Genomic DNA, 10,954 nt, shown 5'->3' on the forward strand with positions numbered 1-10,954 from the left:
GGTGGCTTCGCACACCGATCTCGCACAGCTGCTGGAGCAGGGGGTCGAGGGTAAGCGGGTCCTGGTCCGCTCCGACCTCAACGTCCCCCTCGACGGCCCTGCCGACGCCCGGGTGATCACCGACGACGGACGCATCCGCGCGAGCGTGCCCACGATCCGCGCCCTGGCCGAGGCCGGGGCCCGGGTCGTGGTCGCCGCCCACCTCGGGCGTCCGCAGGGCGCCCCCGACCCGGCGTACTCGCTGACGCCGGTGGCGGCGCGCCTGGGCGAGCTGCTGGGCCGTGACGTGGCCTTCGCCCGCGACACCGTGGGCGAGTCGGCCCACGAGAGCGTCGCCGGTCTCGAGGACGGCCAGGTCGCGGTCCTCGAGAACGTCCGCTTCAACGGCGCCGAGACCAGCAAGGACGACGCCGAGCGCGAGGACTTCGCGGCCCGGATGGCCGAGCTCGCCGACGTCTTCGTCTCCGACGGCTTCGGGGTCGTGCACCGCAAGCAGGCCTCCGTGTACGACGTCGCGAAGCGGCTGCCGCACGCGATGGGCGGGCTGGTGGCCACCGAGATCGACGTGCTGCGCCGGCTGACCGAGACCCCCGAGCGGCCCTACGTGGTCGTCCTGGGCGGCTCGAAGGTCTCCGACAAGCTCGGGGTCATCGACAACCTGCTCGGCAAGGCCGACAAGCTGCTCATCGGTGGCGGGATGGTCTTCACCTTCCTCAAGGCCCAGGGCCACGAGGTGGGCCAGAGCCTGCTCGAGGAGGACCAGCTCGACACCTGCCGGGCCTACCTCGAGCGCGCCGAGGCCTCGGGCGTGCAGATCCTGCTGCCCGGTGACGTCGTCGTCGACACCGCCTTCCCCTCGGGGGAGCGCGAGCCCGAGCCGCGCGTGGTCCCCGCGACCCAGATCCCGGCCGACTGCCTCGGCCTCGACATCGGCCCCGCTGCCGGCGCCGACTTCGCGGCGGCGCTGGCCGACGCGCGGACGGTCTTCTGGAACGGCCCGATGGGCGTCTTCGAGGTCCCGGCCTTCTCCGACGGCACCCGTGCGGTCGCGCAGGCGCTGACCGGCATCGAGGGCCTCACGGTCGTCGGTGGCGGCGACTCGGCCGCGGCCGTGCGCGCGCTCGGCTTCGACGAGGCCGCGTTCGGCCACATCTCCACCGGCGGTGGGGCCTCCCTCGAGTACCTCGAGGGCAAGGACCTCCCCGGCATCGACGTCCTGGAGGACTGACCACATGGCTCGCACCACCCCCGCCCCCGGGCGCACACCGCTGATGGCCGGCAACTGGAAGATGAACCTGAACCACCAGGAGGCGGTGGTGCTGGTCCAGAAGCTCGCCTGGGTGCTGAAGGACAAGAAGCACGACCACGCCAAGGCCGAGGTCGTCGTGGTGCCGCCGTTCACCGACCTGCGCTCCGTGCAGACCCTGGTCGACGGCGACCGGCTGCCGGTGCGCTACGGCGCCCAGGACGTCTCCGTGCACGAGTCCGGCGCCTACACCGGCGAGATCTCGGCGGGGATGCTGGCCAAGCTCGGCTGCTCCTACGTCGTGGTGGGCCACTCCGAGCGCCGTGAGCACCACGGCGAGAGCGACGAGGTCGTCAACGCCAAGGCGCACCGCGCCCTGGCGGCCGGGATGACCCCGATCGTGTGCGTGGGCGAGGGCTTGGAGACCCGTCAGGCCGGCGAGCACGTGGCGTACTGCCTCGAGCAGGTCCAGGGCTCCCTGGCCGGGTTCAGCGCCGAGCAGGTCGCCGGGCTCGTGGTCGCCTACGAGCCGGTGTGGGCCATCGGCACCGGCGAGGTCGCCACGCCCGACGACGCGCAGGAGGTCTGCGCGGCCATCCGCGGGCACGTCCGCTCGACCCTGGGCGACGAGGCCGCCGACGGCGTGCGCGTGCTCTACGGCGGGTCGGTGAAGGCCGCCAACGTCGCCGGGATCATGGCCAAGGACGACGTCGACGGCGCCCTGGTGGGCGGCGCGAGCCTGCAGGCCGACGAGTTCGGCGGGATCTGCCGCTTCTACGACATGCCGGTCCTGTGACCGTCGGGATCGTGACGTAGGCTTCGCGACCGTGGAAACGTTCCTCACCATCATCCTCGTCCTCACCAGCTCCCTGATGATCCTGCTCGTGCTGCTGCACAAGGGTCGCGGCGGCGGTCTCTCCGACATGTTCGGTGGCGGCGTGTCGAGCTCGCTCGGCGGTTCCTCGATCGCGGAGCGGAACCTCGACCGGCTCACCGTCGGCATCGGCGTGATCTGGTTCGCCACCGTCATCTCGATGGGTCTCCTGCTCGCCTACTGACCTGTCCGTCCCTGTTCGACCGTCGTTGAAGGAGAGCTCGTGGCTGGTGGAGGAAGCGCTATCCGGGGCAGCCGGGTCGGCGCCGGACCGATGGGCGAGGCGGAGCGGGGCCAGGCCGCGCCCCGCCAGACCGTGACCTACTTCTGCGCCCGCGAGCACCGCTCCGTCGTGGCGTTCTCCATCGAGGCGCAGGCGCCCGAGTCGTGGGACTGCCCCAAGTGCGGCCTCCCGGCCAGCATGGACGCCGACAACCCGCCGGCGGCCCCGAAGATCGAGCCCTACAAGACCCACCTGGCCTACGTGAAGGAGCGGCGCTCCGACGAGGAGGCCGCCGAGATCCTCACCGAGGCCCTCAAGCTGCTGCGCAGCCGCCGCAAGTCCGGCGACCTGATCTTCTGACCCGGACGGGTCCCGACCCGGCTGGTCTGAACGAGCCGACTCGCGAGTCGGCTGGTTCGAACGAGCCGACTCGCGTCACCAGTGCCGCGACAGACCGGCACGCTCGCGGGCCTGGGCGTAGCCCGCACGGATCATCGTCTCGGCGGACCGGGCCTGTCCGAAGAGGTGCTCCTTGCGCAGGACCACGATGATCCACCCCAGGCGCGCGGCGGCCTCGCGGCGTCGACGGTCCCGCTCACGCTGTTCGGGCGTCGAGTGCCACTCCTCGCCGTCGTACTCGAAGGCGACCTTGAGCTCGGGGTCCGCCATGTCGAAGCGCGCGACGTGGACACCGTCGTGCCACAGCTCGTACTGCGGCACCACCGGGATGCGGCACTCGTGGCAGCGCAACCGGAGGATGGACTCCGCCGGTGACTCGGCGCGCCCGTCTGCCAGCGGCCCGACCGCCCGCAGAGTCCGGATCCAGCGCCGCCCCGCATAGCGCTCGATGCCTGCGACGAAGGCGCCGTGGTCGAACCCGGGCACCCGGTGGAGGGAGTCCACTCCCGCCAGCGCCTCGTCTGGCCAGCGACGGCGCCCGAGGTCGTGGGCCGTGCGCAAGGCGGTGGTCACCCTCAGCCCGTGGACGGACGTGATGTCACGAGGTGCGAGCTCGCGCTCGCCGCCGTCGGAGATCGTGTTGCGCAGGCGGCCCCTGCCGGGTGGCAGCACTACGCTCAGCGGTTGGAGCGCGACGTGCTCGCCGGGTGCCAACGCGCCTTCGGCGCCGTGCAACCAGGCGGCATGCCGGTCGGTCACCACCGCATCGGGTGGAGCCACCAGGCGCAGGGCGGCAGCCCGGGTTGCGACGTCGTCCGGTGCCGATGCGCCAACCAGCACGCCCTTGACGACACGGCGAAGGACTCCGTGGTCGACGAGGTCGGCCAGCTGTCGTCGGGTCAGTCCTGCTTCTGTGGCGCGAGCGACGGCGAACGGTTCCGCGCTGGGGAGTCCGAGCGCCGGGTCGACCACACGTGCCTCGAGCATGTCCTTGATGTCCATGGACCGGAGGCTGCCCGCCGTACGTCGTCACAACCCGGCGCCCCCGCTACCTGTGGACAACCGCGAGCCGGCCGGTTTGAACCAGCCGACTCGCGAGTCGTCCCGTGCAAACCAGCCGGGTCGGGGTCAGAGGCGGGAGGCGGCGGGGCGGTCGAGGAACCAGGTGGTCTCCACCCGTCCGCGCGGCACGCTGGCCGGCGTCTCGGCCGGGGTGGTGCTGGTGGGGGAGAGGGCCCGGGCGACCGCGTCGGCCTTCGCCTCTCCGCTGACCAGGAACCAGGTGCTGCGGGTCTGGGCCAGGGCGGGGAAGGTGAGGGTGACCCGGTCGGGCGGGGGCTTGGGGGAGTCGTGCACGGCCACGACCGCTCGCCCCTGCTCGTCGAGCTGGTCGAAGCCCGGGAACAGCGAGGCCACGTGGCCGTCGGGGCCCACGCCCAGCATCACCACCTCGAAGCCCTCGGGGGCGTGCTCGGCGAGCGCGGCGGCGTACCGCTCGGCAGCCTCCTCGGCCGAGTCGACGTCGTCGCTGGAGGCCACCTCGTGCACGTGTTCGGTCGGCACCCCGAGCGCGTCGATGAACGCGGCCCGGGCCTGGCCCGCGTTGCGGTCGTCGGAGCCTGCCGCGACGAACCGCTCGTCGCCCCACCAGAGCGCGACGCGGGTCCAGTCGACCTCGCCCGAGGTGCCCAGGCGCGCCACCTCGGCGTGCACCGCGTCGGCGATCGAGCCGCCGGTCAGCACGACCGCGGGCACCCGTCCGGCGCTCTGCGAGTCGGCCAGCCGGGCCAGCAGCTCGCCGGCCACCGCGGTCGCGAGCGCGGCCGCGTCGTCGTGCACCTCGATCAGCGGTTCGGTGGTCATCAGGCTCCGTCCGTCGTACGCCGGTGGGCGCGGTAGTACTCGATCAGCGAGCGGGTCGAGGCGTCCTGGTCGGCCAGCGCGTCGGGGTCGCCCGCCACGGCGGGGCCGACCTCCTGGGCGAGCTGCTTGCCGAGCTCGACACCCCACTGGTCGAAGCTGTCGATGCCCCAGACCACGCCCTGGGTGAAGGTGATGTGCTCGTAGAGCGCGACCAGCTGGCCCAGCACCGACGGGGTCAGCGCCGGGGCCATGATCGAGGTGGTCGGCCGGTTGCCCTCGAAGACGCGGGCCGGCACGACGGACTCGTCGGTTCCCTCGGCGCGGACCTCCTCGGCGGTCTTGCCGAAGGCCAGCGCCCGGGTCTGGGCGAAGAAGTTGGCCAGGAAGAGCTCGTGCACGTCCTGGTCGCCGTCGCGCAGCGGGTGCGCCGGCTCGGCCACCGCGATGAAGTCGGCCGGCACCAGCCGGGTGCCCTGGTGGATCAGCTGGTAGAACGCGTGCTGCCCGTTGGTGCCGGGCTCGCCCCAGAAGACCTCGCCGGTGCCGGTGGTCACCTCGGTGCCGTCCCAGCGCACCCCCTTGCCGTTCGACTCCATCGTCAGCTGCTGCAGGTAGGCCGGGAAGCGGTGCAGCAGCTGGGCGTAGGGGAGCACGGCATGGGTCTCGGCGCCCATGAAGCTGGTGTACCAGATGTTCAGCAGGCCCATCAGCAGCGGCACGTTGGCCGCCGGCTCGGCGGTGCGGAAGTGCTCGTCGACGGCGTGCATGCCGCCCAGCAGCTCGGCGAAGCGCTCCGGGCCGATGGCGATCACCAGCGAGGTGCCGATGGCGGAGTCGAGCGAGTAGCGGCCGCCGACCCAGTCCCAGAAGCCGAAGGCGTTGTCGGGATCGATGCCGAAGTCGGCGACCTTGTCGAGGGCGGTCGAGACCGCGACGAAGTGGCGGGCCACGGCGTCGGCGCGGTCGACGTCGGCTCCGAGCCCGTCGAGCAGCCAGGCCCGGCACAGCCGGGCGTTGGTCAGCGTCTCGAGGGTGCCGAAGGTCTTGCTGGAGACGATGAACAGGGTCGTCGCGGGGTCCAGCCCCTCGAGCGTCATCGCCGCGTCGCTCGGGTCGATGTTGCTGATGAACCGGCACTCGACCCGGTCGTGGGCGAAGGGCCGCAGCGCCTCGTAGGCCATCACCGGGCCGAGGTCGGAGCCACCGATGCCGATGTTGACGACCGTGCGCACCGGCTCGCCGGTGGCCCCGCGCCACTCGCCCGAGCGCACCTTCTCGGCGAAGGCGTAGACCCGGTCGAGGACCTCGTGCACGTCGGCGACGACGTCCTGGCCGTCGACGACCAGCTCGGCGTCACGGGGCAGGCGCAGCGCCGTGTGCAGGACGGCGCGGTCCTCGGTCACGTTGACCCGCTCGCCCGCCATCATCGCGTCGCGGCGCGCCTCGACGCCGGTCTGCTCGGCCAGCGCGAGCAGCTGGTCGAGGACCGTCTCGTCGAGCAGGTTCTTCGACAGGTCGACGTGCAGGTCGCCCACGGTGTGCGTGAGCCGACCCGCCCGGTCGGGGTCGTCGGCGAACCACGCCCTCAGGTCCGGGTCGAACCCGGTGGCGTGGGCCGCCAACCGGCCCCAGGCGTCCGTCGATCGAGGGTCGTGGGACGCCGCCGAGGTCATCGCGTGACCTTCTCCATCTGGCCCTGGACCGTCTCGACGAGCTCGGTCCACGACTTCTTGAACTTGTCGACGCCCTCGGTCTCGAGCGCCAGGATCACGTCGTTCCAGTCGACGCCCACCTCGCGGATCCGCTCGATGGTCGCGCCGGCCTCGTCGGCCGTGCCGCTCACCTTGTCGCCCTGCACGTCGGCGTGGTCGGCGACGGCCTCGAGCGTCTTCTCCGGCATCGTGTTGACGGTGTCGGCGACGACGAGCTCGGTGACGTAGAGCGTGTCGGGGTAGTCGGGGTTCTTCACCCCGGTCGAGGCCCACAGCGGGCGCTGCGGGTTGGCGCCGGCCTCGGCCAGGCGCGCCCACCGCTCGCTGGCGATGACGTCCTGGTACGCCGCGTAGGCGAGGCGGGCGTTGGCGACGGCGGCCTTGCCGCGCAGCTCGAGCGCCTCGTCGGTGCCGATGGCCTCGAGGCGCGTGTCGACCTCGGAGTCGACGCGCGAGACGAAGAACGAGGCGACCGACTCGATGGTCGAGAGGTCGATGCCGGCCTCGTGGGCCTTCTCGAGCCCGGCCAGGTAGGCCTCCATCACGTCCTGGTAGCGGGTGATGGCGAAGATCAGCGTCACGTTGACGCTGATGCCCTCGGCGATCGCGGCCGTGATGGCCGGCAGCCCCTCCTGCGTGGCGGGGATCTTGATCAGCACGTTGGACCGGTCGACGGCCTTCCACAGCGCCTGCGCCGAGGCGATGGTGGCGTCGGTGTCGTTGGCCAGGTCGGGCTCGACCTCGATCGAGACCTTGCCGTCGTGCTTGGTGGCCTGGGCGGCCGGCTCGAGCACGTCGCAGGCGTTGCGTACGTCCTCGGTCGTGAGCTCGAAGATCACCTCGTCGACGTTCTTGCCGTCGGCGACCAGGCGGCGCACCTGGTCGTCGTACCGCTCGCCGTCGGCGATGGCGCTGGCGAAGATGGTCGGGTTGGTGGTGACGCCGACGACGTGCTTGGCGGCGACGAGCTCGGCGAGGTTGCCGGTCTCGATGCGCTCGCGCGACAGGTCGTCGAGCCAGATGGAGACACCGGCGTCGGACAGGTCCTTCAGATGGTCACTCATGTGTTCCTCCTGGTGTGCGGTGCTGTCTGGTGGGCGTACGGCGTCGTGGGGCTCAGCCGGCGGCGGACAGGGAGTCCTGCGCCGCGTCGACGACGGCCTGGGCCGTGATGCCGTACTCGGTGTAGATGCGGGCGTACTCGGCGGAGGCGCCGTAGGTCTCGATGGAGACGATGCGGCCCTGGTCGCCGACGACCTCGCGCCAGCCGAGCGCGACGCCGGCCTCGACGGCCACCCGGGCCTTGACGGTCGCGGGCAGCACGCGCTGGCGGTAGGACTCCTCCTGGGCGTCGAACCACTCGCGGCACGGCATGGACACGACCCGGGCGCGCACGCCCTGCTCGGCCAGCGTGGCGCGGGCCTCGACGGCCAGCTGCAGCTCGGAGCCGGTGCCGACGAGGATCACGTCGGGCTCGCCGCCCTCGGCGTCGAGCAGCACGTAGCCGCCGCGGTGCACCTCGGAGGTGTCGGCGAAGCCGTCCTCGCCCCGCGGGAAGACCGGCAGGTTCTGGCGCGAGAGCGCGAGACCGGCCGGACGGTCGGTGGTGCGCATGATGTGCGCCCAGCAGGCCGCGACCTCGTTGGCGTCACCGGGGCGCACGACGTCGAGGCCGGGGATGGCGCGCAGCGCGGCGAGGTGCTCGATCGGCTGGTGGGTCGGGCCGTCCTCGCCGAGGCCGATGGAGTCGTGGGTCCACACGTAGGTGACCGGCAGACCCATCAGGGCCGCCAGGCGGACGGCGGGGCGCATGTAGTCGGAGAACGTCAGGAAGGTGCCGCCGAAGACACGGGTGCCGCCGTGCAGGGCGATGCCGTTCATGATCGAGCCCATCGCGTGCTCGCGGATGCCGAAGTGCAGCACGCGGCCGGCGTACGGGTCGCCCTTCCACGAGTCGGTGGAGCGCTCGGCGGGGATGAACGACGGGGCGTCCTCGATGGTGGTGTTGTTGGAGCCGGCGAGGTCGGCCGAGCCGCCCCACAGCTCGGGCACCTTCGAGGCGATGGCGTTGATGACGGCGCCGGAGGCCTTGCGGGTGGCGACGTCCTTGCCGGCCGGGAAGGACGGCAGCTCGGCGTCCCAGCCCTCGGGCAGGGTGCGGGTGCGCATCCGCTCGAAGATCGCGGCGCCCTCGGGGTTGGCCTCGGCCCAGGCCCGGAAGTCCTGCTCCCAGGCGTCCTGGGCGACCTTGCCGCGCTCGACGGCGCCGCGGGTGTGCTCGAGCACGCCGGCCTTGAGCTGGAAGGTCTGCTCGGGGTCGAAGCCGAGCAGCTCCTTGGTGGCCGCCACCTCCTCGGCGCCCAGCGCCGAGCCGTGCGCGGCGCCGGTGTTGCGGGCGTTGGGGGCGGGCCAGGCGATGATCGTCTTGAGCACGATGAAGCTGGGCTTGTCGGTGACGGTCTCGGCCGCCGCGATCGCGTCGTGCAGCTCCTGGACGTCCTCGACGTAGTCGTTGCCGCCGTTGGTCCAGTCGACGGTCTGCACGTGCCAGCCGTAGGCCTCGTAGCGTGCCGCCACGTCCTCGCTCAGCGCGATGTCGGTGTCGTCCTCGATGGAGATCTGGTTGGCGTCATAGATGACGGTGAGGTTGCCGAGGTTCTGCACGCCGGCCAGGGCCGAGGCCTCGGCGCTGACGCCCTCCTCGATGTCGCCGTCGCTGCAGATCGCGAAGACGCGGTGGTCGAAGACCGAGGCGCCGTCGCCGGCCGAGGGGTCGAGCAGGCCGCGCTCGCGGCGGGCGGCCATCGCCATGCCCACGGCGTTGGCGACGCCCTGGCCGAGGGGACCGGTGGTGGTCTCGACGCCGGGGGTGTGGCCGTGCTCGGGGTGGCCCGGGGTCTTCGAGCCCCACTGGCGCAGCGCCTGCAGGTCGTCGATCTCGAGGCCCCAGCCGCCGAGGAGGAGCTGGGTGTAGAGGGTGATCGAGCTGTGGCCGGCCGAGAGCACGAACCGGTCGCGACCGGCCCAGTCGGGGTCAGCGGGGTTGTGCCGCATCACCTTCTGGAAGAGCAGGTACGCCGCCGGCGCGAGGCTCATGGCCGTGCCGGGGTGCCCGTTGCCGGCCTTCTCGACGGCGTCCATGGCCAGCACGCGGGCGGTGTCCACGGCGAGCTGGTCGGTGTCGGTCCACTCGAGGGGGGCGGGAGAGGTCACGGGGTTCCTTCCGGTGCTGACAACAGTCTTGTGTCGGGTGCCACGGGGTGCAACAGCCCCCGGGCCAAGGCGATTCCGAGCCTACCGATGACGGGCAGTAGACTCTCATCCGCACCGACCCACCTCACCCGTCTGCACATCGAGGACCCTTCGTGACCCACGCCGGCCAGTCGGCCGCTGACGCCCTGCACGACGACGCGACGGCGAGCGGTGGCCCGGGCCCCGCCCGGTTCCGCGACGTGGTGGCGGCGTACGTCGGGCTGACCAAGCCGCGGGTCATCGAGCTGCTGCTGCTGACCACGGTCCCGGTGATGTTCTTCGCCGCCCGTGGCGTGCCGCCGCTGGGCCTGGTGCTGGCCACCGTCGTGGGCGGCACCTTCTCGGCCGGGTCGGCCTCGGTGTTCAACTGCGTCTACGACCGCGACATCGACGAGCAGATGCGGCGCACCCGACGCCGGGCGCTGCCGCGCCACATCGTCAGCGCCCGGGCGGCCATGGTCTTCGGCCTGGTGCTGGGCGTGGCCTCGGTCGTGGTGCTCTACGTGTGGGTCAACCCGCTGTCGGCTCTGCTCGCGGTCGCCGCGGAGGCGTTCTACGTCTTCGGCTACACGATGGTGCTCAAGCGGCGCACCACCCAGAACATCGTCTGGGGCGGCCTCGCCGGCTGCTTCCCGGCCCTGATCGGCTGGACGGCGGTGACCGGCGAGCTGGCCTGGACCCCCGTGGTGCTGTTCATGGTCGTCTTCTTCTGGACGCCCCCGCACACGTGGGCGCTGGCGCTGCGCTACCGCGAGGACTACGCGAACGTCGACGTGCCGATGCTGCCCGTCGTCGCCCCGGCCCGCGAGGTCGGCCGCCAGATCGTCCTCTACTCCTGGGTGATGGTCGCCACCTCGCTGCTGCTGTGGCCGGTGGCCGGCACCGGCCCGATCTACCCGGTCGTGGCTGCCGTGCTCGGAGCTGTCTTCCTGGTCGAGGCGCATCGCATGTGGGGGCGCACCAAGACCGCCGACGACCTGGCCACCATCCAGCCGATGCGGCTCTTCCACTCCTCCAACCTCTACCTCTCCCTGCTCTTCGTCGCCGTCGCGCTCGACCCGCTCCTGCTCGGCTGAGCCACCCGCGGCGCACGGCGGCCGCGTCGTTGGTCGAGCAGTGACGAGCGCCAGCGAGGAACGTCGACGAGATCCGGTGAGTGGCGTGCTCGCCGTACGCCATGGACTCACCGGGTCTCGACGACGCTCGAGCCTTCGGCCCTCGCTGCTCGACCAACGGTGCGGCCCTTCGTTGGTCGAGCAGTGACGAGCGCCAGCGAGGAACGTCGACGAGACCCGGTGACTGACGCGCTCGCCGTACGCCACGGACTCACCGGGTCTCGACGACGCTCGAGCCTTCGGCCCTCGCTGCTCGACCAACGACCGCCG

At 72.0% G+C, this 10,954-nt stretch carries 10 protein-coding genes; 5 read left to right on the forward strand and 5 right to left on the reverse strand.

All coding sequences use genetic code 11. The annotated features are described in order from the left end of the window. The first annotated feature begins 1 nt into the window (after position 1). The 4 genes from QWJ41_RS19190 to QWJ41_RS19205 are packed head-to-tail and all read left to right on the forward strand — an operon-like array spanning position 2 to position 2,703. Positions 2-1,228, forward strand: a complete 1,227-nt coding sequence (locus QWJ41_RS19190; RefSeq protein ID WP_302710086.1) for a phosphoglycerate kinase — start codon at positions 2-4, stop codon at positions 1,226-1,228. A 4-nt stretch (positions 1,229-1,232) separates the two neighbouring features. Next, on the forward strand, positions 1,233-2,042 hold the full coding sequence (gene tpiA, locus QWJ41_RS19195; protein ID WP_302710087.1) for a triose-phosphate isomerase: 810 nt from the start codon (positions 1,233-1,235) through the stop codon (positions 2,040-2,042). A gap of 31 nt (positions 2,043-2,073) precedes the next feature. Next, positions 2,074-2,304, forward strand: a complete 231-nt coding sequence (gene secG, locus QWJ41_RS19200; protein ID WP_179616650.1) for a preprotein translocase subunit SecG — start codon at positions 2,074-2,076, stop codon at positions 2,302-2,304. Between the two features lie 39 nt (positions 2,305-2,343). Then, on the forward strand, positions 2,344-2,703 hold the full coding sequence (locus tag QWJ41_RS19205; RefSeq protein ID WP_302710089.1) for an RNA polymerase-binding protein RbpA: 360 nt from the start codon (positions 2,344-2,346) through the stop codon (positions 2,701-2,703). Between the two features lie 75 nt (positions 2,704-2,778). Here the strand turns inward: QWJ41_RS19205 and QWJ41_RS19210 are convergent, their stop codons facing one another. The 5 genes from QWJ41_RS19210 to tkt form a co-directional block, all read right to left on the reverse strand. Next, a complete protein-coding gene (locus tag QWJ41_RS19210; protein ID WP_302710090.1) occupies positions 2,779-3,744 on the reverse strand; it encodes a hypothetical protein in 966 nt (321 codons plus the stop codon). Positions 3,745-3,870: 126 nt separating this feature from the next. Next, positions 3,871-4,605: a 6-phosphogluconolactonase gene (gene pgl / locus QWJ41_RS19215; RefSeq protein WP_302710091.1), complete on the reverse strand. Its 735-nt coding sequence runs from the start codon at positions 4,603-4,605 to the stop codon at positions 3,871-3,873. Next, complete coding sequence (gene pgi, locus QWJ41_RS19220) at positions 4,605-6,278, reverse strand: glucose-6-phosphate isomerase (RefSeq protein WP_302710092.1); 1,674 nt, start codon at positions 6,276-6,278, stop codon at positions 4,605-4,607. The genes pgl and pgi overlap by 1 nt, the downstream gene beginning before the upstream one ends. Beyond that, positions 6,275-7,381: a transaldolase gene (gene tal / locus QWJ41_RS19225; protein ID WP_302710093.1), complete on the reverse strand. Its 1,107-nt coding sequence runs from the start codon at positions 7,379-7,381 to the stop codon at positions 6,275-6,277. The genes pgi and tal overlap by 4 nt, the downstream gene beginning before the upstream one ends. Before the next feature lie 52 nt (positions 7,382-7,433). Further along, positions 7,434-9,530 (reverse strand): transketolase, encoded by a 2,097-nt coding sequence (gene tkt / locus QWJ41_RS19230; protein ID WP_302710094.1) that lies wholly within the window; start codon positions 9,528-9,530, stop codon positions 7,434-7,436. Between the two features lie 185 nt (positions 9,531-9,715). Here tkt and QWJ41_RS19235 point away from each other — a divergent pair, with 185 nt between their 5' ends. After that, positions 9,716-10,645, forward strand: coding sequence for a heme o synthase (locus QWJ41_RS19235; protein WP_302710096.1), 930 nt, complete (start codon positions 9,716-9,718; stop codon positions 10,643-10,645). Positions 10,646-10,954: the final 309 nt, after the last annotated feature.

Source organism: Nocardioides cremeus (assembly GCF_030518195.1).
Taxonomy (GTDB): Bacteria; Actinomycetota; Actinomycetes; order Propionibacteriales; family Nocardioidaceae; genus Nocardioides; species Nocardioides cremeus.

Bases quoted from the DNA above. Each gene is read 5' to 3' on its own strand.
- tal (WP_302710093.1), bottom strand. From the start codon at position 7,381: ATGAGTGACCATCTGAAGGACCTGTCCGACGCCGGTGTCTCCATCTGG.
- pgi (WP_302710092.1), bottom strand. From the start codon at position 6,278: ATGACCTCGGCGGCGTCCCACGACCCTCGATCGACGGACGCCTGGGGC.
- tpiA (WP_302710087.1), top strand. From the start codon at position 1,233: ATGGCTCGCACCACCCCCGCCCCCGGGCGCACACCGCTGATGGCCGGC.
- pgl (WP_302710091.1), bottom strand. From the start codon at position 4,605: ATGACCACCGAACCGCTGATCGAGGTGCACGACGACGCGGCCGCGCTC.
- QWJ41_RS19210 (WP_302710090.1), bottom strand. From the start codon at position 3,744: ATGGACATCAAGGACATGCTCGAGGCACGTGTGGTCGACCCGGCGCTC.